The sequence below is a fragment of the Salinivibrio sp. KP-1 genome, assembly GCF_000968645.1.
GTDB lineage: Bacteria > Pseudomonadota > Gammaproteobacteria > Enterobacterales > Vibrionaceae > Salinivibrio > Salinivibrio siamensis.
This window is the reverse complement of sequence record NZ_LAQR01000045.1, coordinates 33,235-56,558: the sequence shown is the minus strand read 5'-3', so window position 1 is coordinate 56,558 and position 23,324 is coordinate 33,235. Positions and strand designations below refer to the sequence as shown.

Below are 23,324 nucleotides of genomic sequence, written 5' to 3'. Positions count from 1 at the left end.
CCGCCTTTTGTTTATCAGGCCCCATGACTCGGGACCACGCTTTCTGTGAACGTGTCTTCGATAACTGATTAAGGAACACTTACCCAAGAGGATCAGGCTATGACTTCTCCCACTCTGCATGTTGAGCGTCAACTTTCTGCATCTGTCGATCTGTGCTATCGCCAGTCCGTTCCGATTCTTCGTGTTACTCACCCTGCGTGTTCAGCCACTATTAGCCTATTCGGCGGACACCTCATCACGTTTGCTCCTGCAGGTGAAAAGTCACTGACTTGGATGAGTGATAACGCTATCTATGATGCCAACACCCCCTTACGAGGTGGCGTCCCCATTTGCTGGCCATGGTTTGGTCACACCGGTCAACCTTCTCATGGCTTTGCTCGCCGTCAAATGTGGCAGTTAGCGAACATTGAAGAAACAGCGAAAGGCGTCACCATTCAGCTGCAGTTATCCGACTCAGACGCCTCGCGAGCACTATGGCCACATTGTTTTCAGGCGACAGTGACCTTTACGCTAACTCATCACGCCGACATTGCCTTAACGGTGACCAATACAGATCAACACGCTTGGGCCATGGGTGGCGCCTTGCACAGCTACCTTGCGGTAGAAGATAGCGAGCAAGCCAACGTGGAAGGGCTCGGTTGTCAGTATCTTGATAACTTTGCGGCAGGCAACGCCGTGCCAGCGACGGGGAAAGTGACCTTCGAGGAGCCAGTTGATAGGATTTATACGGGGGCTAACAACACCCTCACCCTAACCGATCCCGTGGGAAACCGCCGTCTCAAGGTCAACAACCAAGGGGCAACCAGCGCCGTCGTCTGGAATCCAGGCCAAGCGGCGTCCATTCAGATGGCGGATATGGACGATAACGGATACCTCAAATTTGTCTGTGTTGAAGCGGCGATTGAACAGCCCACACAAGTTGTCCATCCAGGACAAAGCTACACGTTAGCAACCCGGTTAATGGATGAGCGCCACTCAAGCTAAGCGCGCGTCACAGGCCGCTTTACACCCAAGCGGCCTGTTTTAATGGGTAAAACTACATAAAAATATAGTTTACCCCCAAGTAACCCGACGCGGCGGTAGATTGATCCACCATTGGGCTATCGGCAATATCATCATCCAAATTGGTGTAGCGCACACCACCCATTAGCTGAATACGCTCAGTCAGCATAAAATAACCACTGGCACCAATAAAATAATGGCCAGCCGAACCCGGCTCATAAGCAGATAACCCCGACCGTGCCGCTTCGTCTTCGCTGATCCCATACAAATGCTGATTGAGCTCATGGCTGTTATAGGAGTAACCCACTTCCGGTGATACGCCCCAACGAGCGTGGTTAAAGCCATATTTCCAGCTTACTTCGCCATACACCCCGTCTCTGTCATGCGTGACGCCTTCCCCAGCCAGCACCTGGAAACGACCTATCGGCGAGTGGTACTGATAAGCTAACGCCGCCACAATCGACGTATCACGTTTGTCGAGCTGGCTCAGTTGCGGATCATCGGTATCGGCGGGGTCAAAACGGCGTGGATCATAGGTCGCTGATAAAACAAGATTGTGTGTTGAATCTTTCGGGGCTAGCCTTGCACCTGCCGTCAGCCCGCGAAAATAAAAATGGTCGGTATCAACATTGACCGTGGGGACCACAAGCGGGTCGGTATCCGTGTCTTTATAGACCTGAGGTGAAAATGCGCCTATCACACCAGCAGAAACACGCGTCTCCGCGTAAGCACTGCCGGTGGCTAGCATAAAGGCGCAAGCGACCCAAGCCGTTTCTCTCGCTATGTTCATCATCTATTCCCTTCTTGTTTGACGGCTGGCAACCGTCAGCCTAATCGCCCTAACGGGTAAAACTATCACCGTTAGCATACCTCACTCGCTTGAACGCCAGCTGTCAATATCTTGACAAGACAAGTGTACGGATACGGCAACAAAAATTATCGAAAAAACAAACAATTCTTTCACGCAAAATCGGCAAATCAGGTCTAACCTTATTAAAAGGAAAGGGACCATTCAGCCAATTTTGCACCTTTTCTTTTTGAGTTATTAGACGATTTAGGGGGCAGGACCATGACTATTTTCGATCACTATCGTCAGCGTTACGAAGAAGCGAAAGACGAGGAAATGAGCCTTCAGGAATTCTTGGATCTTTGCCGAGAGGATCGCGGCGCGTATGCCAACGCGGCAGAGCGTTTGCTGATGGCAATTGGCGAACCTGAAAAGATTGATACCTCGCTTGATCCTCGACTCAGCCGTATTTTTTCCAACCGAGTGATTTCCCGCTATAAAACCTTTGAAGACTTTTATGGCATGGAAGACTCGATTGAGCAAATCGTCTCTTACCTCAAGCACGCCGCCCAAGGGTTGGAAGAGCGCAAACAAATTCTCTATTTGCTGGGCCCGGTCGGGGGCGGTAAGTCGTCCTTGGCTGAAAAACTGAAAAGCTTGATGCAGCAAATGCCTATCTACGTGTTGACGGCGAACGGCGAACGTAGTCCAGTGAACGATCACCCATTTTGTCTGTTTGATGCCGAGGAAGACGGCCATCTACTCGAGAAAGAGTACGATATTCCCCATCGTTATATTCGCCATATTATGTCACCTTGGGCGGCGAAGCGGTTGAAAGAGTTTGGTGGGGACATTAGCCAGTTTAAAGTGGTGAAACTGCGCCCATCGATTCTCAACCAAGTCGGGGTGGCCAAAACAGAACCTGGGGATGAAAACAACCAAGATATTTCTTCACTGGTGGGTAAAGTTGATATCCGTCAGCTTGAACACTATTCACAAGACGATCCTGATGCCTACTCCTACTCTGGTGCGCTGTGTCGCGCCAACCAAGGGATGATGGAGTTCGTCGAAATGTTCAAGGCGCCTATAAAGGTGCTCCACCCGTTATTGACCGCCACCCAAGAAGGCAACTATAACGGGACAGAAGGCCTATCGGCTCTGCCATTTGATGGCATCATTCTCGCACACTCAAACGAGTCCGAGTGGCAATCGTTCCGCAACAACAAAAACAACGAAGCCTTCCTCGACCGTGTCTATATCGTCAAAGTGCCCTATTGCTTGCGCGTGTCAGACGAAATTCGAATCTACAATAAGCTGCTGTCTTCCAGTGAGCTACGCCATGCGCCTTGCTCACCCAGCACACTGGATATATTGGCGCGCTTCTCTGTGCTTTCACGGCTAAAAGATCCTGAAAACTCTAGCATTTATTCAAAAATGCGCGTGTATGATGGCGAAACCTTGAAAGATACGGATCCCAAAGCCAAGTCCTATCAGGAGTATCGCGATTTTGCTGGGGTCGATGAAGGGATGGACGGGCTCTCGACACGCTTTGCGTTCAAGATCTTGTCGCGAGTCTTTAACTTTGACCACGCAGAAGTCGCCGCAAACCCCGTGCATCTTTTTTATGTGCTGGAACAGCAAATTGAACGTGAGCAGTTTCCGCAAGAGATCGCTGAACGCTATCTTGAGCACCTAAAAGGCTACTTGATCCCCAAATATATCGAGTTTATCGGCAAAGAAATTCAAACCGCGTATCTCGAGTCCTACTCAGAGTACGGGCAAAATATTTTTGACCGCTATGTCACCTATGCTGATTTCTGGATTCAAGACCAAGAGTTTCGCGATCCAGACACAGGTCAATTGTTTGATCGCTCAGCGCTCAATGCGGAACTGGAAAAAATCGAGAAGCCCGCTGGTATCAGTAATCCAAAAGATTTCCGCAACGAAATCGTCAACTTTGTCCTCCGCGCGCGCGCCAATAACGAAGGCAAAAACCCAGCTTGGACCAGCTATGAGAAGTTGAAAACCGTCATTGAGAAGAAGATGTTCTCCAATACCGAAGATTTGCTTCCAGTGATTTCCTTCAATACCAAAACGTCGAGCGAAGAGCAGAAGAAACACGACGACTTTGTCGCTCGTATGATGGAAAAAGGCTATACCCGCAAGCAAGTTCGCTTGCTCGCAGAGTGGTATTTGCGCGTGCGTAAATCATCGTAGCCCTCGGGCTGACGCAGATGACGGGAGAGAGATATGGCGCATTTTATTGATCGTCGTCTCAATGGCAAAAATAAAAGCACTGTCAATCGACAACGCTTTTTACGCCGACACAAGCGGCAAATTAAAGAGTCCATTGCTGACGCCGTCAACAACCGCTCGATCACGGATGTTGAAAGTGGAGAGGATATTTCTATCCCTTCTCGTGACATTCGTGAACCGACTTTCCACCAAGGCAAAGGGGGACAGCGTGATGCTGTCCACCCTGGTAATGATCAGTTTAGCCCAGGGGATCGTATCGCTCGTCCCCCTGGTGGCGAAGGGGGCGGTGCCGGAGAAGGACAAGCCAGTCCTGATGGCGAAGGTCAAGATGAGTTCGTCTTTCAAATATCAAAAGACGAATATTTGGATCTCTTGTTCGAGGATCTTGAGCTTCCGAACCTGAAGAAAAACCAAATGAATAAAATGGTGGAGTACAAAACGCATCGCGCGGGGTACACCTCAAATGGGGTGCCCTCGAATATTGCCATTGTACGTTCACTACAAAACTCACTGGCACGACGCACGGCGATGTCAGCCGGCAAACGCCGAGAGCTGGCAGAGCTTGAAGAGGCGCTTGAGCGCGTGCGCGAGGCCGAGCCTGCACAACCACTTGAAGTGAAACGACTCGAAGAAGAAATCACGGCATTGAAGCGCAAAATCGCCGCGGTTCCGTTCATCGATACCTTTGACTTACGGTATAAAAACTACGAAAAGCGGCCACAGCCGAGTAGCCAAGCCGTGATGTTTTGCTTAATGGATGTGTCCGGCTCGATGGATCAAGCGACCAAAGATATCGCGAAACGGTTTTATATCCTGCTTTATCTTTTCCTTACACGCACCTATAAAAACGTGGAGGTGGTCTTTATTCGCCACCACACGCAGGCGAAAGAAGTCGATGAGCACGAGTTTTTTTACTCACAGGAGACCGGCGGCACAATTGTATCCAGTGCCCTACGTCTGATGGATGAAATCATCAAAGATAGGTATGACCCGACAGAATGGAACGTCTATGCGGCACAAGCCTCGGATGGCGATAATTGGGCCGATGACTCACCCGGTTGCCGAGAACTACTGCAAAACACTCTGTTGCCGGTCAGCCGTTATTACGCCTATATCGAAATCACCCGCCGCGCGCATCAAACACTGTGGCGTGAATATGAGGCGTTGGCGCAAAGCCATGACAACTTTGCAATGCAAAACATTCGCTCAGCGGAGGAAATTTTCCCCGTGTTCCGCGAATTGTTTAAGCGTCAGGTCGAAGCCTGACGCCATACCGGCATAGACGTATTTTATCAGGGAGACATGGTATGGCTGTCACCAAAGGTAAACGTAACACTCCACTTCATGATGGACCCGATTGGACCTTTGACCTGCTCGAGCAGTATCACAAGGAAATCAAACGCGTCGCTGAACACTACAAGCTGGATACTTATCCAAACCAAATCGAAATCATTGCCGCTGAGCAAATGATGGATGCTTACTCAAGCGTCGGGATGCCCATCAATTACAATCATTGGTCGTTTGGTAAAAAATTTATCGAGACCGAACGCAACTACAAACACGGGTACATGGGGCTCGCGTACGAGATAGTGATTAACTCCAATCCGTGTATTTCTTATTTGATGGAAGAAAACACCATCACCATGCAAGCGCTGGTGATGGCACACGCCTGTTATGGCCACAATTCCTTTTTCAAAGGCAATTACCTGTTTCAAACTTGGACAGACGCAGGCTCCATTATTGATTACTTGCTGTTTGCAAAAAATTACATCAGTGAATGTGAAGAAAAGTACGGCCTAGCAGAAGTAGAAAACCTGATCGACTCCTGCCATGCCCTGATGAACTATGGGGTCGATCGCTATAAGCGGCCACAAAAGATCTCTCTTGCTGAAGAAAAAGCACGCCAAAAAGCCCGAGAAGACTACCTGCAAACGCAAGTCAATGAACTCTGGCGGACCATCCCGAGTGGCCAAAAAGAGCAAGAAGAAGAAAAACGCCGTTTCCCTGCCGAGCCACAAGAGAACCTGTTGTATTTTTTTGAAAAGCACTCTCCACTGCTTGAGCCATGGCAGCGAGAAATCGTGCGGATAGTGCGCAAGGTCAGCCAGTATTTTTACCCGCAAAAGCAAACTCAGGTGATGAACGAAGGCTGGGCGACATTTTGGCACTACACCATCCTGAATCACCTTTATGATGAGGGGTTGGTGACTGATAGCTTTATTATGGAGTTTTTACATAGCCACACCAATGTGGTGGCACAACCGCCTTACAACAGTCAGTTCTATTCCGGCATTAACCCCTACGCACTCGGGTTTGCCATGTTCCAAGATATTCGTCGCATTTGCGAAAATCCCACTGAGGAGGATAAGTACTGGTTTCCTGATATCGCCGGGAAAGACTGGCTCGACACCGTTCATTTTGCGATGGCCAACTTTAAAGATGAAAGTTTCATCAGTCAGTTTCTCTCGCCTAAAGTAATGCGGGATATGAAGTTTTTTGCCGTCAATGACGATGACCGGCAAAGCTACATTGAAGTGACCAGTATTCATAATGAACAAGGTTATCGCCAATTACGTGAAGATCTCTCCGCGCAGTACAATCTCAGTAATCGCGAACCGAATATTCAAGTCTTCGATGTCGATTTACGTGGCAACCGTTCACTCACGCTTCGCTATGTCCCTCATAACCGGATCCCACTCGCGAAGTCTTATGAAGAGGTGCTCAAGCACGTCCATCGGCTGTGGGGGTTTGAAGTGATCCTCGAAGAGGAAACCAGTGAAGGACGCGGAAAAATACTGAGTAGCTGCCCCAAGCGGCCGCAGTTTGATCCTGACATCTTGATGGGCAGCCACTAACCTTGTCGAGCCATCCATAAAAAAGCCGCCATGGTCATCAGCATGGCGGCTTTTCTTATACACATGGTTTCACTCATTGGATCGCGTTAGGCTTCTTCTTCAGCCATATGTGCCGCAATCGTTTCACGGTTACTAAACCACAAGCCACCGCACTCACGTCCGTATTGTTTGACTCGATCGCCAATCATTGGGTGCTGATTATTGGCTATCATATCACGTAAGTCATTGTAAAAGCTCAATGCATTTTCACAGGCGCGGCGATCCATAAAGTAATATCCGCCCACACGCGAATAAATCTGACGCATGCCATTGATGGTTAACACATACACCTTGTTGCCAGAAAAATGCGCCATCCCTTGGAACAAACGATAGTCAAAGTGATTAAACGCGCGCCCCATACAAATGCGCTCGCACAAGGCGGGATCTTGCTTACCGTATTTGTCCTGGATCTTTTTAACGTCTTTTAAGACTTCACCTTGTTCATCGATAAGTCCCAAGAACTGCTCAAAGCTTTCGCACTCAAGCACTTGCTCACAACGTTTAATCACATGGTCAATAAGGTTTAAGCAGTCATCAGCACGGTTTTTCGCTGCATAACGCATGTACACGCCACTGATGTCGGTGCGCGCCGCGAGTAAGTCCTCAAGCACACCATGCACATCTTGCCCCTCTAGGGTGACCAGCGTATCAAGAATACTCAGTCCTGATGTACGCATATAATCATTTACGCGTGTTGGTTTGCCATGTTGAATGGTTAACCAGCCATCACGCGCCAGGCGCTGCAACACTTCACGTAAGGTGGTGCGAGTGACCCCAATCAGTTCAGACAGTTCACGCTCTGCAGGTAAAATGGACCCTTTAGGAAAGTGATTATTCCAAATACTTTCAATTATATATTTTTCAGCAAATGTTGCTGGGCTATCCGCCTTTATAACCATTGAATCTAAATTCCAATTTGCTTCTTGCTTTGATTAATAACTCATCATACCACTAGACGCCACCGGCAGAAACCGCTGAGTGAGATCACGGGATATCGCGTGACATCTGCTATCTTTTTGTACCAGATCAATGAAAAACTGGGCATAAATCGCAAAACTGATCCACACAAGATGTAACAAAATATGTCTGGGGCAAACTAGCGCACACTTATGCGTGACGAAGCTATCCATCTACGTATTGTGGTTAAACCATACGTCCCGATAACCCTTCGTCACTGATATCTGTCACCCTCTTACTGTGCCCATGCATCCATTCGCCGATTGGGCGTTTGTGTCGGTGCACGTTACTCGCCCATCCGCGCGCTAGGTAGGCATAGATAACAATGAGACTTTCACTATGGCGAAGACCATGACACTCAGAACTGCGTTTCTTAAGAATTTTCTCGGCAAAGCACCTGATTGGTACAAACTAGCCATTGTTGGCTTTTTGATCCTTAACCCAATTGTTTTCGCGATCGACCCTTTTATCGCTGGCTGGCTACTGGTGGTCGAGTTTATTTTCACCCTCGCGATGGCTCTGAAATGCTACCCGCTGCAACCCGGTGGCTTATTAGCGATTGAAGCGGTCGCCATCGGCATGACCAGTCCCGCACAAGTCAAACATGAATTAGTGGCCAACGTTGAGGTTCTGCTACTCCTCGTCTTTATGGTGGCCGGGATCTATTTTATGAAACAGCTACTGCTGTTTATTTTCACCAAAATCCTGTTGGGCATCCGATCGAAAATCGCCTTATCATTGGCCTTTTGTGGCGCGGCGGCGGCGCTCTCTGCCTTTTTGGATGCCTTAACCGTGATTGCCGTGGTGATCAGTGTCGCCGTGGGCTTTTACTCCATTTACCACCGCGTCGCGTCCGGAAAAGAGTTCGGCGCTAGCCATGATCATACCTCGGATGAAAGCTTAAGCGACGAGCTTAGTCGCAACGATTTGGAAAACTATCGAGCGTTTTTGCGCAGCCTACTAATGCATGCTGGCGTGGGTACCGCACTAGGCGGGGTGATGACCATGGTCGGCGAGCCGCAAAACCTGATCATAGCTGACCAAGCCGGCTGGCATTTTGGCGAGTTTATTTTACGCATGTCTCCGGTCACGCTACCGGTTTTCTTTGCCGGCTTGCTGACCTGTGCGCTGGTCGAAAAGTTTGGCTGGTTTGGCTATGGCGCACACCTACCGCAAAACGTATTAAAAATTTTGGTGGGATACGATAACGCACAGCGGGCCAAACGCACACCACAGGATGTCGCCAAGTTGGTGGTACAAGCACTCATTGCTGTTTGGCTGATCACTGCATTGGCTTTACATTTGGCCGCCGTCGGTTTAATTGGCTTAAGTATCATTATCCTTGCCACCGCGTTTACGGGCATCGTCGATGAGCACCATATCGGTAAAGCCTTTGAAGAAGCGCTGCCATTCACCGCGCTATTGGCGGTCTTTTTCTCTGTGGTCGCAGTAATCATTGACCAGCACTTATTTACACCGGTGATTGATCTCGTGTTGTCACTGGACGGGCATTTGCAATTGACCATGTTTTATATCGCCAATGGCCTGCTTTCTATGGTGTCAGATAACGTGTTTGTCGGCACCGTGTATATCAACGAGGTGAAAACCGCCCTGCTCAATGGCGTGATTGGCCGCGAGCAATTCGATATGTTAGCCGTTGCGATTAACACAGGCACCAACTTACCCTCGGTCGCCACGCCCAATGGCCAAGCGGCTTTCTTATTCTTACTCACCTCAACCCTCGCGCCGCTGCTGCGCCTTTCTTACGGGCGCATGGTATATATGGCTTTGCCTTATACCATTGTCATGGGCGTATTGGGCGTGATTGGCATTGAGTTTTTCTTGGTGCCCGCTACCGAGTGGATGCTACACCAAGGTTGGATTTCCGAAACCATCCACATGGGCCAGCAAGCCATACCGAGCGCTCACTAACGCACTTCTATCATTGACCTTCGTCTCAACAAACGATTGAATAGCAAGGCTCTCAATATAGGGCCTTGTTTTTTATCAGGAGTGAGTTATGTGGCGCGCCTTAAACCAGTTTTCTCGCAGCCGAGCGTCCTGGCTGTTGTTGCTTCTATGCGTTGTGGGGCTGGAAGCCACCGCGCTTTACTTTCAACATTATCAAGGGCTGGCACCTTGTGTGATGTGTATTTATGAACGCGTTGCCCTATTTGGAATTGGCGTGGCTGCCTTGCTGGGTTTAATCGCGCCCAACGATCCTTTTTGGCGTACTCTCGGCTTGCTTGGCTATGGCGTCACAGCTGGGTGGGCGCTCAAGCTCTCATTAGAGCACGTCAGTTATCAATTTCCTGATCCGAACCAACTGTTCGGTGCCACCTGCGATGTGGTGGTGAACTTCCCTACTCGGGCGCCACTCAACCAATGGCTGCCATCCGTCTTTGAAGCATACGGTGATTGCAGCAAAGTGGTGTGGCAGTGGCTAGGCTGGTCGATGCCCCAATGGCTAGTGGGGATCTTTTCCGCGATGTTAGTTGTCTGGGCGCTAGTGGTAATTGCCCAGTTTATTGGCCGTCCTCCACGCCGCATTTTTTCATAATGGCGGGTGACGGATCGTGCAAGATAGCGTCGGCTTCATCGGCGCTTTCGCTCCTTGCGACGCGGTTGAACCGCTCACAAAGCAACTTGATTAAGGGGCGATCTGCGCCACTAAAAACCCCAGCATCAAGGCGATGAGGCTCACACCAATAGATGGCCTGATGTTGGTGTAGCACAGGCGGTCCATCAAGGATGTCACACCAAAAACTGCACAATAAGATCACCTTGTCGCCGTAATCGAATTCGGTTTCCACAATCGGTGCCCCGACATGGATCTCTACCCCAAATTCTTCACGCCACTCGCGTTTGAGAGCCTGCTGGTCAGTCTCACCTTGCTCGACTTTGCCGCCAGGAAATTCCCACCAACTAATAAACTGCGCATCTGGCTGCCGTTGGGCCACCAGCACTTGCTTGTCGCGCATGGCAACGCCGGCCACAACACGTATTGGCGAGGATTGTTTTAACGATTTCATGTCATTAACGCCCACAGCACTTTTTGAACTTGGCGCCACTGCCACATGGGCAAGGATCGTTGCGACCTATCGACTTAAATGGGTTAACCTGGTGCGCACCATGCGTGCCTTGTTGCGCTTCATCCGCCGCTTTCGCCACGTCTTGGATCATTAAATCCAGTTGATCCATATATTGGCCCGGCTCAACATCAATGCCAACCTCTTTCATCTGCGCTAACGTGCCTGCTTCATCGTGTAGCAGCAGCATGCTAGTGACTAAGGCGGATAACATCCGGCGACTGCCATCATTCATGCTCACATCGTGCCAGTGTGGCTCAACATAGGGCCACACCGCTAAAAAACCCTCGGCGAAAGCTTGGGCGTGCTCACCGCGCATCGACAACATCAAGCTATCCGGCAATACATAATCATTACGCATCAAGGCGTGATATTGCTGCTCGAGGTGCGCCAGCACTGACTGTTTATCGTCTGGATGGAGACCGGCCGCCTCCTCGTCGTCTTCTACCCCTGCGGTCACTAATACCGACAGCCAAGTGTCAGGGTCTAAAGGAGCCGGACAAATGTTCGCGGCCAGCAGTGCACCTTCCACAAAGCTGGCAGGCATACCGTCCCAGTGCTCAGAGAGCGTCACTAGTGTTGACATAAGCTTTCCTGTGTCATCAATTCTGTTTGTTCACGTGCTTTATCGAGTGCACGCACTATCTCATCGGCGCGATTAAGAACGCGAATCACCTTAAAGCAGGCATCAGCCTGGGGATAATATTGGCGCAAATACTTGAACCATTGCTTGATGCGGTTGGGGAAATACTGCGCCTTATCACCTTGGCGTTCTTGCTCGGTATAGCGAACCAGCAATGCTAGCACCGCAGGCCAAGGCATGGGCGCGACGTTATCACGGATATGCTGACCGAGATTAGGCATATTTAACGCTCCACGACATACCATTAAGGTGTTGCAGCCGGTGAGGGCTTGGCAGCGCAGCGCATCCTCACGGTGCCAAATATCGCCATTGGCCGTCACTGGGATGGGCACGTGTTGATTAATGTCAGCAATTAAATCCCAACGAATGGTACCCGCTTTGTAACCATCGCGCTTGGTACGTCCGTGAACCACTAACTCATCAGCGCCTGCCTTTGCCACGGCCTCGGCAATGAACAAGTAATCATCAAGATCATTAAAGCCAAGACGTATTTTGGCGCTCACCGTATAGGCAGGATCCACCGTATCGCGCACTGCTTTAACCACATCAAACATGTGCTCCGGGGTTTTGAGCAACGCCGCGCCCCCACGGTTGCCATTCACCGTTTTCGACGGACAACCAAAATTGATATCAATGCCTTGCGAGCCAAGTTGGATCGCGCGGACGGCATTACTCGCCATCGCCGTTGGATCTTGGCCCAATAGCTGTACACGAACCGGGGTCCCCGCCGTCGTGGTGCCCCCATGCGCTAACTCAGGACAAAAGCGATGAAAGACTTTTTCCGGCAAGCGTTGGTCAACCACGCGCACAAACTCAGTGACACAGAGGCTGTAGTGATTAATCTCCGTGAGCAACTTGCGCATTAAGGGGTCGAGGACACCTTCCATCGGGCCTAATACAATGCGTGGGGATTGATAATTCGTGTGACTCATGCCGTACCTTTACCGTTAAGGCGCGCTATTTTGCCAGCTTTTACACCAAAGCGCAGCTAACAAAAAAAGCCAGTCGCAATAGGACTGGCTTTCAACGCGTTAGCGACGCCGATAAGGGCTTAGCCTTCGGCTCTCGCCGCTTCAACCATGGCTTCGAGCTGTGGATAAGGCAAATAGCCGGGCGCGACCTGATCGCCAATGATCATCGCGGGCGTACCTCTTAGCCCTAACTCAACAAACGCGCGATAGTTCTCTGCGACCGCTTTTCCGGTCATTTCTTTGCCGGCAAGCAATGCTTCGGTACCGGTTTTCTGCGCGATTTTCTCTAACGAGCGCGCATCATGCATACCGCGCTTTTTCATCAATAATTCATGGACCTGCGCAAATGTCTGTGGCTGTTCTAGCCACACGTTCATCGCATACACCGCGGAATTAGTGCCGAGCGATTCGATACTCTGCTGTTTGAGTGGTACAGCAATATTAATCACCTTGACATCGTCATGCGCGGCCACCAGTTTCTGCAATTCTTCTTCCAGTTTTTTACAGTATGGGCAGTTGTAATCCATAAAGTTCACCACGGTGACCTCAGGGTTCTCAGCACCAATCCAGCTGTGGGTGTCCGATTCAAACCAGTCACGACGTGCGGCAAGGTTTTCCTTTAACGTTTTTTGCTGTTCAACAAACTTTTGCAAACTCTGGTTGAGGTTGGCGATCAGTTTGGGGTTCTCTTCTAACAAGCTGACAATCTCATCCAGTTGTGCTTGCTCCGTATCCGACAACGCGTGGGCACTGACCGGCAGCGCTAAAAGCAGTAGAGCCCACAGTGGGGCGATATAGCGAGATAAGGACATTGGGTTTCCTTTTGATAAATGTAAATTCATAACACCAGCCTTAACCATAGGCCAAACGGTGTTGTGAAGCCTGTTGTTATTGATGTGATTTCTCCTTGCTCGACCACCATCACGGTCGGCGTCACTTTCACCGCAAATGCGTTAGAAAGCGCCCCGCTTTGATCGTTCACGACAGGAAAATCATAACCATGATGCGCAAGGTATCCGGCAATGTGTTTGTTTGAGCCTGAGCGTAACGCGATCGAGACCACCTGCGCATGACCACTTAACCAATCTACCGAGGGGGTCACAAAACGGCATACCCCGCACCAGGTTGCCCATACATAGACAAGCACGGGTTCGTCTTGCGACATCGCCACCAAATCCTGTTGGCGGCCATCCAGCAGACGCATTGACGCGACGGGGACCTCACTGGTATCGATATCGCGGCTTCGCCACCAATCCACTGTGGTGCTAGATATCAGTACAAACACGGTGAGCCAGCACAGGTCACGCGCACCGCGTTTGACCCGCATACGCCAAGACCGTTTTGTTTGCTTGGCCGTCATGGCGTTTTCGCCTGCTCAATGGCCGCCATCACCGCCTTGTCAGTCAAAATGACGGGTAAGGGGATCCCTTCTGGTGCACCGGGGCCGTAGACAATGTTAAACGGCACACCATAACGCTGGTGCTTTTGCAAATACTGAGTCACGCTATCACTCGGACGGGTCCAATCTCCTTGCATCGTCACCACATTCGGCGCGGTGATGGCGTCATACACGGGGGATTGTAGAATCACTCCCACTTTGTTGGCATGACAGGTAATGCACCAATCCGCCGTCACATCAACAAACACCACTTTGCCCTGATCCACCGCTTGATCGATCGCGGCTTCATCCAGACTCACCCAATCCGGGTCAGGATTGAGCGGCGTTGCCCACCGCTGTGCTGTCAATGATGCGCCGATAAGCCCCAGCACGATGACCAGCAGCAGTCCTGCCGCGCCTTTAATTGCAGCCATCTTGCCGAGGGCACGATACGTCAGCCAGATACTGGCAGCCAGCAACAGCGTCCCCATTAAGATTGCGCCTAACACACCGAGGTACGGCATCCACAGCCAGAATAGCCACACCGTGGTGCCGGCCAGCAACAGCGCAAAGACCCGTTTGACATGATTCATCCACGGGCCAGGCTTGGGTAATGCGCGCGTCAGCCCTGGAAAAGCGGCGACCAGCAGCCACGGTAGCGCCATACCAACCGCGAGCGCGGTAAAGATCAGCCAAAGCGCCGTCAACGACCCACCCAGCGCGTACGCCACGGCCGTGCCGAGGAAAGGGGCCGAACACGGTGTGGCCAGTAATGTGGCAAACACGCCTTGAACAAAATGCCCGCTACGGGTGTGACCACCACGTGTCGCTAGCCACGTCTGCCAACTGGGCGGTAAATCAATACGCAGCACATCAAATAAGCTCAGGGCGAACAGCCAAATCACCAGCGTCATCACCCCAATAAATATCGGGCTTTGGAACTGGATCCCCCAACCCACGGCTTGCCCCGTCAGTTTTAAGATCATTAACAACCCAGCAATCGCCCAAAAGGACACCAGAATCCCAGCGGCTGACGCCAAAAACTGGCCACGAATGGTGCCACGTGTCGCATCTGGGTTGGCAACGATACTGTTGAGCTTAAGGCCCAGCACCGGGAGCACACAGGGCATCACGTTAAGGATCAATCCCCCTAGCAGTGCGATACCGCCAATCATCCAGATCGATAATCCGGTTTGCGAAACCACACTCCCCGCCCGCACGGTAGTGCTGTGCTCAGCCAGCAGCTGCTTATCCATGACAGTCACTTGAATGGGTTTATCGGTAAGGTTGGGGGGCTCAATCCAATTGGTGACATCAAAGGTCGCGGTCAAGGTATCGCCATCACGGTGGATACTGGGCACGCCAAAGGTATCATCGATAACGGCATCACCATCCACCAGCATATCGGGTTGCTGCCAAGCTTGGCTCCCAGTCACAGTGACCGCGAGCTGTTGCTGGTTGGCATCCCACACCGCGGATTCAATTTGCACACTGGGAAGTGGCTTAGGCACCTGACTCATCGCTTGGTTGAACTGATACATCCGCTCGCCATCCGCCTCAAGCGTGCTCGGGGTAAAGTCGAGCGAGATAGGATAATCAGTGATCACACACACACTGGTGCACGAGGACAAGCGCAAGGTGGCATCGAGCGAAACCGGCTGTTGCCAGGTTTCAACCTCAAAGGTCAGCGGGAAAGTCACCTGCCCTTTGTAGCCCAGCATGGTCAGGCCAAGTAGCTCATGGCGACTAGGCGCCGGCCAGTGCCAGGTAATATCACCCAGGTTTTGGCTGTCGTTGATGATAAGTTCCGGTGCGACTCCGCCCTCACCTGGCGAGCGCCAATAGGTTTTCCAGTCGCCTTGTAAACGGATAGAGAGCAACCCATCGAGGTGCTGAGTCTGTGGATGACCTTGTCCGGTTAAGGCGAGGCGCGCCTTAACGGGTGGATGGTCGGGGTTACTGAGCCAACCTGTATCAGGCGCAGTGGCCCGTACCGCCGGGCTGAGTAGCAGTAAGCACAAAAACAAAAGCGGCAGTAAAGCAACGCCTTGCCAAACATGACCGTGTTTAAAAGCGTGCCAATAGTCATTGAGTCGATTCATAAGTCTGTTCCTTGTTAAAAATAAAGACGCCATTGAGAAAAAGGCGCTTTATTCTCGGAACACACATAAGCAAAGGTGCCGTCGTCGATAGGTAGGCGGGTCATGGGTGGGTAACACCACCAAGAGGCGGAACGTTGCCATCACCGCAAGTAACACAATCAGCCACCAAAGCGGTGATGGTAGCCAGTCTAACGCCAACGCAGAAGGATGCATTAATTGCTCGGAAAGCGCACATTTTTTATCCAGTGCGCTTTTTGCTCCCTCTACGTCACTAATATTGACTGCTTGGCAAGTCGCTTGTACCCCTGATTGCCAACTCAGTTGGTTTTGCAAAGCACACACCGCCAGTACCCAAAGCGCAATGGCGAGGGCCCAGCCAGCTTTTGAACGACGCGTGTACCTTTGCATGTCACCTCCTGTCGAGTTGGCCATCATTATGCCCAACAACAGAAATTAAACAATGGGGGAGTCTGCGCCATAGGGTGACAATGTGCTGGGGTTATCGTGCTGGGGTTATCGCCGTTGCTGAGTCAGCTGGATATGATCTTCCCAATCAATCACATCGATTTCATACACCACGCTGTCTTTTACCGAGATCCCCGCTTTATGCATCGCCGCCTTTGATCCTGTGATCAGCGGATGCCACTCGGGTAAGGGTTTATGTTCAGCCAGCAAGCGATAGGCACAGGTTTCCGGCAACCAATAAAACTCATCAATCTTATCGCGGGTAAGCTTCAAACATGACTCTTCATACGAAAAGCGGTTGGGATAATCTTTGCACGAACAGGTTTTATCATCGAGCAAACTACAGGCGACATTGGTGTAGTAAAGCTCGTCTGTCTCTTCATCAATCAATTTGTGTAGGCAGCAGCGGCCACAGCCGTCACAGAGTGACTCCCACTCCTCATCACTCATTTGTGCCAAGGTTTTTTGTTGCCAAAAAGGCGTGCTCATGATGTTTAATCTCTTTTTTTATTGCCGCCTTTTCACGGCAACGACATTGCGCGCTTGTTATAACCATCATAGCCGTAAAGTGCAAGCAAGCCTTTGCGTGGGTTGGATAGTCCAAAAGTGAGTGGTAGAGTGCCCGACTTTGCACGTTGACGGAGGCTATGATGATGCCAACTTCATCGCCATTTTCGTGCCGTCTTGGCTGCGGCGCTTGCTGTATCGCGCCTAGCATTTCGTCACCGATCCCCGGTATGCCAAACGGTAAACCTGCTAATACCCGTTGTGTACAGCTGGATGAACGCAACCTCTGTCAGCTGTTTGGATCCGACGACCGCCCCGAGGTGTGTGCCGCATTCGATGCAGATCCCGAGGTATGTGGTGATACGTACCAGCAAGCGCTCGATAACCTTATTTATCTGGAAGCGGCGACATAAAAAACGCTGGCTTACCTTAGCCAGCGCTTTGTGTATCACCGTGTTTCACCACGAGCTGTTAGCTTTGGATCCCCACAATCAACCAAGGCGCATTGGGCTGGCTTAAGTCACGTTCTAAGTGCCAGATATCCGTAATATCTTCTTCGATCCCCTCCACGCGGTCACAATAACGACCGGTGAATTTTAAGCTCAATTGTGCCCTGCGGCTGTCATAATCGGCGCGAACAATCTCGGCATCCACATACATGACTTCAGTGTGTTGTTCACTGCCCAATCGTGCACGCTCGGCCGCGAGATCGTTATAAAGCTCAGGCGTCACATACTCTTGAATTTTCTCAAGCTCGTTATGGTTCCATGCTCCTTGCAAAATCCGATAATGCTCACGGGCTCCGCTCAAGAAACTTTGCATGTCGAACTGAGGCGGAAAGTTAAATGGCACATCGTTTTGCATGCCCCCAAACCCACCTGACGTCGCGCCTGTGCCTGCCGCGTTTTGTCGAAATGCATGAGGCTTTTCATGGTAATAACCTTTGTGTTGCCCCGCGTAGGCCGGCCCTTGCGCCTGAGCCCCTGCTTTGGCTTGGGTGAGCCCGCGGAGAAACTTCATGGCAAAGTAGGCGATCAGGCCCAGAATCAAGATATCCATAAATTGGATACCCTCAAACGCCCCGCCGAAGAATGCGGCCAACAAACCACCGGCGAGCAAACCGCCGAGTAAACCACCGGCGAGCCCTTTTTTACTTGTTTTCGAGGTATTCTGTTTGAGGGTGTTGGTATTAGTGGTGGTATTTTTTGGCGCAGGCGCGGTTTTAAAGCTTTTACCAAAAGACTTGCCGCCGCCGAAGCGTTTCGCTTCTGCGTAAGGCGCTGTCACAACAAAGACAACCATCAAGGCTGCAACAGAGAGTAATTTTTTCATCATCGCATCATCTGTGGTTTAAGACCGTTATCATGCTAGAGTCTCTGGTGGTGAAGTCAATTGGCAGAGCGGGAATAATTGTTACCAAACGTCATCCAAACACCACTGTTTTGGCGTCAGTAGGAACCATTTGCCACGCAGGCACTCCAAGCCATTAGTATTCTTTTCACTGCAATAGGACCAAGCCATGAATGATACCCACAGTAAATTTGTTGGTTACTTACTCTGGATCTTTGGTTTTCTCGGATCCCACCGGTTTTACTATGGAAAACCAGTAACTGGCACCCTCTGGTTTTTCACCCTAGGCCTGTTCTTCGTTGGCTGGATTGTGGATTTGTTCTTGATTCCTTCCATGGATAAAGAAGCCGATCTCCGTTTTCGCAGTGGCCCCACGGATTTTACCATTGCCTGGCTATTACTGACCTTTCTGGGTGTGTTTGGCATTCACCGTATGTACATGGGTAAATGGATCACCGGCTTTATTTACCTATTTACCGGTGGCTTTTTCTTAATTGGTGTGCTGTATGATTTTTGGACACTCAATGAGCAAGTGTCGATTAAAAACATGCAAAAATTCTCTTAGTCCTCCTTGTTTAACAACTAACTGAATGATGCGCAACGTATTCAAGGTTGCGCATACCTCGCTCGCTGCTAGTATAAGTCGCTTATTGCAACGCGAAATGGATCTGCCTAAATGAGCCAACAGTTTCAGCTTTTACGCGAGCGACGTTTTTTGCCTTATTTCATTACCCAGGCATTGGGCGCGTTTAACGATAACGTCTATAAGAATGTGTTGGTGATCATGGTCGCGTTCGCCTCGGCCGATCAACTGCCGATGGATGCCACGCTGTTTATCAACGCCGCTGCTGGGCTGTTTATTCTGCCTTTTTTCTTGTTTTCTGCCTTTGCTGGCGAGCTTGCAGACAAATACGACAAAGCCCTTATTATGCGACGGGTGAAATGGTTAGAAGTGGTGATCATGTCGAGTGCCGCTGTCGCGCTGTATTTTCACGCTTGGAATGTGTTACTCGGCTTACTTTTTTTGATGGGCACCCAATCGGCTTTTTTTGGCCCGGTGAAATACGCATTACTACCACAAACGCTCAATGACAAAGAGCTTGTTTCAGGCAATGCCTTGGTGGAAACCGGCACCTTTTTATCGATTCTGCTCGGTACCTTGCTGGCGGGCTTTATTGCCCATCACCCTGACTCTAACCTGATATCTGGGATAGCCGTATTTAGTTTTGCGTTGCTCGGCGTCATGTCTGCCCATGCCATCCCTCCCGCCCCCGCGGGTAACCCTGGACTCAATTTACGTTACCGACCCGTTGCTTTAATGCGACAAACGCTGCGTTTCGCGCGTAAAGACAAGGTCACCTTACAAGCGATTCTCGGGATCAGCTGGTTTTGGTTTCTAGGTGCCAGCTATTTAACCCAGTTTCCCAAATTCACCGCCTCGATCGGTGGCGGTGAAATTGGCGTATCATTTCTGCTCACCTTGTTTTCTGTTGGCATCGCTGTGGGAGCATTGCTGTGTGATAAGCTTTCTGGTCATCGTATCGAGCCCGGCATTGTCCCCTTGGGCAGTTTAGGATTAACCGGCTTTGGCTTACATTTGTTTTTTGCCACGCCGGCGGCCCCGACCCTTCATAGCAACCTGCTTGCTTTTATCACTGATCCAGCCCTGACCTGGGTGTTTATCGACCTATTGATGATTGGCGTGTGTGGCGGGATTTTTATTGTGCCACTGTACAGCCTGATGCAACAACGCGCCGATAAAGCCGCGCGTGCGCGTGTGATTGCCGCCAACAATATTTTCAATGCCTTGTTTATGGTGGTCAGTGCGATACTCGGTATCACTCTCTTGGTCGTGGTTGAGTTATCTATCGCGGAATTCTTCTTAGTATTGGCGGTGCTCAACTTCTTGGTGGCTATCTATGTCAGCAAGCTGGTACCGATTTTCGCCTTGCGCTTTTTTACCTGGATGGTCACCCATACCCTGTATCGAGTAAAACACCAAGACTTACACCATATTCCTGAAAAAGGCGGTGCCTTGCTGATTTGTAACCATGTCAGCTATATGGACGCGCTCTTGTTAGCTGGCGCGTGTCATCGCCCTATCCGCTTTGTAATGTTTGAAGATTTATATCAATTACCCGTGCTACATTGGTTCTTCCGTACCTCAAAAGTGATCCCCATTAGCCATCGGGGCCGCACGATCCGGGCCGCCATGAACGAGATTCAAAAGGCGCTTGATAATGGCGAAGTGGTACTGATTTTCCCAGAAGGGCATCTTAGTTATGACGGCGAAATCGACCAATTCCGCCGCGGGATGGATATGATTTTGCAACGCTCTCCGGTGCCTGTGGTACCGATGGCGTTACAGGGCCTTTGGGGCAGCTATTTTAGCCGTCATGGCGGGAAAGCCATGTTAAAACTGCCCAAGCGGTTTTGGTCTAAAGTCACCGTCGTCGCCGGTCCAGCCGTTGAGCCTGAGCAAGCGACCTCAGAGCATATGCGCAATGAAGTCATTCGCCTGCGCGCCGACCGACCTTAGTCAATCGCTTGGCGTTGAGCCCATTGGGTTAATTGCGCTCGAGACGGTTTAATCCCCGCCTCGGGTGATAAAGATGGCCAAGGTAAAAACGCGACCGGGCGTTGATAAGCGGGCAAGCGCCGACAATAGTCAGCCAGCTGCTGGGCGTTGAGAAGGCACCGACTCTGGATAATCGCCAACGGACGCGCCCCGAATTCGCGATCGTCAACCGGAACGACCATGGCCTGACGGATCTCGGCACACTGTTGCAAGTGTGCCTCAATCACCTCGGGCTGAACGTTCTCCCCACCGCAGATAAATTGATTATCCTTACGCCCGATGATACGTAGCGTCGGCGGGTGAACGTCTGTACACCAACTCGCTAAATCGCGCGAGGCCAGTCCTTTGGACGCATCAAGCGGTTGCAATGCGCCCGCTTGCCAAACCCCTAAGGCTAACGTCTCCCCGCGGTGGATTACCTCACCGTCATCCGCCACCATCACATCGCGATAGGGCAAGATGGTGCCCACATCATCCTGTACATCGGCTCGCTTTAAGGTGACCGTCGATGCCGTTTCCGTCATCCCATACCCACACCAACAGCTTATCCCTTGTTGTTCTGCCTGCTCCGTCAGTGCACTTGAAATCGCATCGCCACCGAGCAACACGTGAGATAAGGTGGAAGTATCTGGGCATTTTCTCAGTGCAGGCAACACGCGATAGAGCTGCGTGGGCACTAACGAGGCGTGGCTAACATGTGTGAGCGCCGATGCCATGCTTTCCCCACGACATGGATAGATAGCCAGCTGTGCGCCTTTATACAACCAACGCCATACAATGGCTAAGCCGGATATATGAAACAGTGGCAACGATAAGAGCCAACGATCGACGCGGTTTTCTAGAGAGGTCGTCTTATCCGCCAAGCCCAAAAAAGGCAGCATTTGGGTTAAACCGGCAGCACTGGCGAGATGCTGATGAGCCGCGTGAGCAATCACCTTAGGCGTACCGGTTGACCCGGAAGTTAAGGTTAACGTCAGAGGCTTATCGGGTTGCCAATGGGTTGCAATGGGCAGCACATTGGAACGCGGTTGGCACGAGCGGTCAGGCAAAAATTGATAGACGCCAAGTTGACTCAGCACGGAGGCTTGCACCTCGTCACTTAAAGATTGATTCAATACCAGCGTTTTTTTCCCCGCCTGCCAAGCCGCGAGCATCCCCACAATCAGCGCCCTTTGTGACAATGCGCTGTCGAGCACCACAATGGGCGCCTCACCCAGTCGAGCTTGCTGGCCATCCACGAGCGTACTGAGTGCACCCCATGTGAGCGGCGTCTCGCTATCAATCGCTTTCGCGTTCGGTGCTACAGCCGCCCAATGGCGCCATGGCCACGTATCAAACCCAAACATGCGTTGACTCACAAGGTGTTTATCCACACGAGTGGCTGGTCGTGGAGTGGGATCAATGGCTGCGACGCCCCTGGCCAAGTGCGATCGAGTTGATGCTGATAAATCCCCAATGTATCAAGTCCTGGCACGACACCTGGGGTCAACCAATCGGCCAATCGTGATAATTGCGTTAAGCCCAAACTGGTTTCTAATGCCGAGCTAATCACCGCCGTTTTGCCCAACGCATGCGCCCGACTCACCCATTGCTCAATGGTGGCCAGATCGCCGAGTAAACTGGGCTTAATCACCCAGGTCGAGACCCGATCGTTTTCAAGCAACGCCATATCTTGGCTATCGATTAAGCTCTCGTCCCAAGCCAGGGGGTAGCCTAATGCCTGTGCCTGTAAGAGCGATTGGTTAGGATCGCGACAAGGCTCTTCAATCCAGTGAATTCGCGCTTGGTGGGCTTCACTGAGCCCATTCCAAAAGCTGGCAAGTTGCTCAGGTTGCCAACGACGGTTCGCGTCAAGGCGCAGCCTCAAATCCGGCAACGCCTCTAACATGGTCGCTATCATTAACCGATCGCGGGCGACCTCATACTCCCCCACTTTAATTTTTGCCTCATAAGGCTGGCCCGCCGGTTGTTGCCCCAGCGTCACCAACAAGGCATCAGGATCCCCCGTACACACGGGCACATGACGAAAGCCTGACTGAGTGGGCAAACGCTTGTCTAACTCGGCTTGCGCGATACTTAGCCCCCATGCCACAGAAGGAGGCAGTTGTGGCATGGCAATATTACGATGATCACACCAAACCGCGGTGGCAGCAATTAACGCATGACGTGCCTCAGCAAAGGTTTCTTGGCTAAAACCGGGGAGCGGCGCCACTTCGCCCCAACCACGTTGTGCTCCCTCGCTTAATTCAACCACCAAGCCCTCTCTCTCCGTTAACGGCTGATCACGGACAAATAAACCGGCATTGACTGGCAAGGTGTAGTGATAAATCCGTGCCTGTCTCATA

Annotated in this window: 22 protein-coding genes; 9 read left to right on the top strand and 13 right to left on the bottom strand. The window is 51.1% G+C overall.

What is annotated here, in order from left to right; all coding sequences use genetic code 11:
* Nucleotides 1–99: 99 nt before the first annotated feature.
* Entirely contained in the window at nucleotides 100–984 is an 885-nt protein-coding gene (locus WN56_RS12290) for a D-hexose-6-phosphate mutarotase (RefSeq protein ID WP_046075287.1), read from the top strand.
* A gap of 52 nt (nucleotides 985–1,036) precedes the next feature.
* Here the strand turns inward: WN56_RS12290 and WN56_RS12285 are convergent, their stop codons facing one another.
* Nucleotides 1,037–1,795, bottom strand: a complete 759-nt coding sequence (locus WN56_RS12285) for a MipA/OmpV family protein (RefSeq protein ID WP_046075286.1) — start codon at nucleotides 1,793–1,795, stop codon at nucleotides 1,037–1,039.
* 276 nt (nucleotides 1,796–2,071) lie between these two features.
* Between WN56_RS12285 and WN56_RS12280 the strand changes: the two genes are divergently transcribed.
* Genes WN56_RS12280 through WN56_RS12270 form a run of 3 tightly spaced genes read left to right on the top strand, consistent with a single transcriptional unit; the run spans nucleotide 2,072 to nucleotide 6,900 of the window.
* Nucleotides 2,072–4,006, top strand: a complete 1,935-nt coding sequence (locus WN56_RS12280) for a PrkA family serine protein kinase (RefSeq protein WP_046075285.1) — start codon at nucleotides 2,072–2,074, stop codon at nucleotides 4,004–4,006.
* Nucleotides 4,007–4,039: 33 nt separating this feature from the next.
* Nucleotides 4,040–5,311 carry a YeaH/YhbH family protein gene (locus tag WN56_RS12275; RefSeq protein ID WP_046075284.1) on the top strand — a complete coding sequence of 424 codons (1,272 nt, stop codon included), beginning with the start codon at nucleotides 4,040–4,042 and terminating at the stop codon, nucleotides 5,309–5,311.
* A 41-nt stretch (nucleotides 5,312–5,352) separates the two neighbouring features.
* Nucleotides 5,353–6,900, top strand: a complete 1,548-nt coding sequence (locus WN56_RS12270) for a SpoVR family protein (protein ID WP_046075283.1) — start codon at nucleotides 5,353–5,355, stop codon at nucleotides 6,898–6,900.
* Nucleotides 6,901–6,986: 86 nt separating this feature from the next.
* Here the strand turns inward: WN56_RS12270 and fadR are convergent, their stop codons facing one another.
* On the bottom strand, nucleotides 6,987–7,838 hold the full coding sequence (fadR, locus tag WN56_RS12265) for a fatty acid metabolism transcriptional regulator FadR (protein WP_046075282.1): 852 nt from the start codon (nucleotides 7,836–7,838) through the stop codon (nucleotides 6,987–6,989).
* Nucleotides 7,839–8,247: 409 nt separating this feature from the next.
* Between fadR and nhaB the strand changes: the two genes are divergently transcribed.
* Both nhaB and dsbB read left to right on the top strand, forming a co-directional pair.
* Nucleotides 8,248–9,828, top strand: a complete 1,581-nt coding sequence (nhaB, locus tag WN56_RS12260) for a Na(+)/H(+) antiporter NhaB (RefSeq protein WP_046075463.1) — start codon at nucleotides 8,248–8,250, stop codon at nucleotides 9,826–9,828.
* Between the two features lie 88 nt (nucleotides 9,829–9,916).
* Nucleotides 9,917–10,456 carry a disulfide bond formation protein DsbB gene (gene dsbB / locus WN56_RS12255; protein WP_046075281.1) on the top strand — a complete coding sequence of 180 codons (540 nt, stop codon included), beginning with the start codon at nucleotides 9,917–9,919 and terminating at the stop codon, nucleotides 10,454–10,456.
* Here dsbB and WN56_RS12250 read toward each other — a convergent pair.
* From WN56_RS12250 to WN56_RS12215, 8 genes are all read right to left on the bottom strand, one after another.
* The gene (locus tag WN56_RS12250) at nucleotides 10,422–10,928 is read right to left on the bottom strand and encodes a (deoxy)nucleoside triphosphate pyrophosphohydrolase (protein ID WP_052708076.1); all 507 of its coding nucleotides are present in this window, start codon (nucleotides 10,926–10,928) and stop codon (nucleotides 10,422–10,424) included. The genes dsbB and WN56_RS12250 overlap by 35 nt on opposite strands.
* Before the next feature lie 4 nt (nucleotides 10,929–10,932).
* Nucleotides 10,933–11,571 carry an SEC-C metal-binding domain-containing protein gene (locus WN56_RS12245; RefSeq protein WP_046075280.1) on the bottom strand — a complete coding sequence of 213 codons (639 nt, stop codon included), beginning with the start codon at nucleotides 11,569–11,571 and terminating at the stop codon, nucleotides 10,933–10,935.
* Nucleotides 11,559–12,560: a tRNA dihydrouridine(16) synthase DusC gene (gene dusC, locus WN56_RS12240; RefSeq protein WP_046075279.1), complete on the bottom strand. Its 1,002-nt coding sequence runs from the start codon at nucleotides 12,558–12,560 to the stop codon at nucleotides 11,559–11,561. The genes WN56_RS12245 and dusC overlap by 13 nt, the downstream gene beginning before the upstream one ends.
* Nucleotides 12,561–12,679: 119 nt before the next feature.
* Nucleotides 12,680–13,411, bottom strand: a complete 732-nt coding sequence (locus WN56_RS12235; protein ID WP_046075278.1) for a DsbA family protein — start codon at nucleotides 13,409–13,411, stop codon at nucleotides 12,680–12,682.
* A gap of 26 nt (nucleotides 13,412–13,437) precedes the next feature.
* Nucleotides 13,438–13,959, bottom strand: a complete 522-nt coding sequence (locus WN56_RS12230) for a protein disulfide oxidoreductase (protein WP_046075277.1) — start codon at nucleotides 13,957–13,959, stop codon at nucleotides 13,438–13,440.
* Nucleotides 13,956–16,079 (bottom strand): protein-disulfide reductase DsbD, encoded by a 2,124-nt coding sequence (locus WN56_RS12225; protein WP_046075276.1) that lies wholly within the window; start codon nucleotides 16,077–16,079, stop codon nucleotides 13,956–13,958. Before WN56_RS12225 ends, WN56_RS12230 begins: the two co-directional genes overlap by 4 nt.
* A 48-nt stretch (nucleotides 16,080–16,127) precedes the next feature.
* Nucleotides 16,128–16,487 carry a hypothetical protein gene (locus tag WN56_RS12220; RefSeq protein ID WP_046075275.1) on the bottom strand — a complete coding sequence of 120 codons (360 nt, stop codon included), beginning with the start codon at nucleotides 16,485–16,487 and terminating at the stop codon, nucleotides 16,128–16,130.
* Between the two features lie 105 nt (nucleotides 16,488–16,592).
* A complete protein-coding gene (locus WN56_RS12215) occupies nucleotides 16,593–17,033 on the bottom strand; it encodes a YcgN family cysteine cluster protein (RefSeq protein ID WP_046075274.1) in 441 nt (146 codons plus the stop codon).
* A 164-nt stretch (nucleotides 17,034–17,197) separates the two neighbouring features.
* On the opposite strand from WN56_RS12215, the gene WN56_RS12210 reads away from it, so the two are divergent.
* Nucleotides 17,198–17,464: a YkgJ family cysteine cluster protein gene (locus tag WN56_RS12210; protein WP_077638845.1), complete on the top strand. Its 267-nt coding sequence runs from the start codon at nucleotides 17,198–17,200 to the stop codon at nucleotides 17,462–17,464.
* A 58-nt stretch (nucleotides 17,465–17,522) separates the two neighbouring features.
* Here the strand turns inward: WN56_RS12210 and WN56_RS12205 are convergent, their stop codons facing one another.
* On the bottom strand, nucleotides 17,523–18,383 hold the full coding sequence (locus WN56_RS12205) for a Tim44 domain-containing protein (protein ID WP_046075272.1): 861 nt from the start codon (nucleotides 18,381–18,383) through the stop codon (nucleotides 17,523–17,525).
* A gap of 187 nt (nucleotides 18,384–18,570) precedes the next feature.
* Between WN56_RS12205 and WN56_RS12200 the strand changes: the two genes are divergently transcribed.
* Together WN56_RS12200 and WN56_RS12195 are read left to right on the top strand one after the other, a co-directional pair.
* Entirely contained in the window at nucleotides 18,571–18,966 is a 396-nt protein-coding gene (locus WN56_RS12200) for a TM2 domain-containing protein (RefSeq protein ID WP_046075271.1), read from the top strand.
* Between the two features lie 111 nt (nucleotides 18,967–19,077).
* Nucleotides 19,078–20,940: an MFS transporter gene (locus WN56_RS12195; RefSeq protein ID WP_046075270.1), complete on the top strand. Its 1,863-nt coding sequence runs from the start codon at nucleotides 19,078–19,080 to the stop codon at nucleotides 20,938–20,940.
* On the opposite strand, the gene WN56_RS12190 is transcribed toward WN56_RS12195, so the two are convergent.
* Nucleotides 20,937–22,337, bottom strand: coding sequence for an AMP-binding protein (locus WN56_RS12190; RefSeq protein ID WP_156146676.1), 1,401 nt, complete (start codon nucleotides 22,335–22,337; stop codon nucleotides 20,937–20,939). The two genes, WN56_RS12195 and WN56_RS12190, sit on opposite strands and share 4 nt — an antisense overlap.
* Nucleotides 22,334–23,323, bottom strand: coding sequence for an o-succinylbenzoate synthase (gene menC, locus WN56_RS12185; protein ID WP_046075268.1), 990 nt, complete (start codon nucleotides 23,321–23,323; stop codon nucleotides 22,334–22,336). The genes WN56_RS12190 and menC overlap by 4 nt, the downstream gene beginning before the upstream one ends.
* Between the last annotated feature and the right edge of the window lies 1 nt (nucleotide 23,324).

Coding starts and splice junctions, on each gene's coding strand:
- WN56_RS12280 (WP_046075285.1), top strand. CDS start 2,072: ATGACTATTTTCGATCACTATCGTCAGCGTTACGAAGAAGCGAAAGAC.
- WN56_RS12275 (WP_046075284.1), top strand. CDS start 4,040: ATGGCGCATTTTATTGATCGTCGTCTCAATGGCAAAAATAAAAGCACT.
- dusC (WP_046075279.1), bottom strand. CDS start 12,560: ATGAGTCACACGAATTATCAATCCCCACGCATTGTATTAGGCCCGATG.
- WN56_RS12195 (WP_046075270.1), top strand. CDS start 19,078: ATGAGCCAACAGTTTCAGCTTTTACGCGAGCGACGTTTTTTGCCTTAT.
- WN56_RS12235 (WP_046075278.1), bottom strand. CDS start 13,411: ATGTCCTTATCTCGCTATATCGCCCCACTGTGGGCTCTACTGCTTTTA.
- WN56_RS12220 (WP_046075275.1), bottom strand. CDS start 16,487: ATGCAAAGGTACACGCGTCGTTCAAAAGCTGGCTGGGCCCTCGCCATT.
- nhaB (WP_046075463.1), top strand. CDS start 8,248: ATGACACTCAGAACTGCGTTTCTTAAGAATTTTCTCGGCAAAGCACCT.
- WN56_RS12290 (WP_046075287.1), top strand. CDS start 100: ATGACTTCTCCCACTCTGCATGTTGAGCGTCAACTTTCTGCATCTGTC.
- dsbB (WP_046075281.1), top strand. CDS start 9,917: ATGTGGCGCGCCTTAAACCAGTTTTCTCGCAGCCGAGCGTCCTGGCTG.
- fadR (WP_046075282.1), bottom strand. CDS start 7,838: ATGGTTATAAAGGCGGATAGCCCAGCAACATTTGCTGAAAAATATATA.
- menC (WP_046075268.1), bottom strand. CDS start 23,323: ATGAGACAGGCACGGATTTATCACTACACCTTGCCAGTCAATGCCGGT.
- WN56_RS12245 (WP_046075280.1), bottom strand. CDS start 11,571: ATGTCAACACTAGTGACGCTCTCTGAGCACTGGGACGGTATGCCTGCC.
- WN56_RS12225 (WP_046075276.1), bottom strand. CDS start 16,079: ATGAATCGACTCAATGACTATTGGCACGCTTTTAAACACGGTCATGTT.
- WN56_RS12215 (WP_046075274.1), bottom strand. CDS start 17,033: ATGAGCACGCCTTTTTGGCAACAAAAAACCTTGGCACAAATGAGTGAT.
- WN56_RS12210 (WP_077638845.1), top strand. CDS start 17,198: ATGCCAACTTCATCGCCATTTTCGTGCCGTCTTGGCTGCGGCGCTTGC.
- WN56_RS12205 (WP_046075272.1), bottom strand. CDS start 18,383: ATGAAAAAATTACTCTCTGTTGCAGCCTTGATGGTTGTCTTTGTTGTG.
- WN56_RS12285 (WP_046075286.1), bottom strand. CDS start 1,795: ATGATGAACATAGCGAGAGAAACGGCTTGGGTCGCTTGCGCCTTTATG.
- WN56_RS12250 (WP_052708076.1), bottom strand. CDS start 10,928: ATGAAATCGTTAAAACAATCCTCGCCAATACGTGTTGTGGCCGGCGTT.
- WN56_RS12230 (WP_046075277.1), bottom strand. CDS start 13,959: ATGACGGCCAAGCAAACAAAACGGTCTTGGCGTATGCGGGTCAAACGC.
- WN56_RS12200 (WP_046075271.1), top strand. CDS start 18,571: ATGAATGATACCCACAGTAAATTTGTTGGTTACTTACTCTGGATCTTT.
- WN56_RS12270 (WP_046075283.1), top strand. CDS start 5,353: ATGGCTGTCACCAAAGGTAAACGTAACACTCCACTTCATGATGGACCC.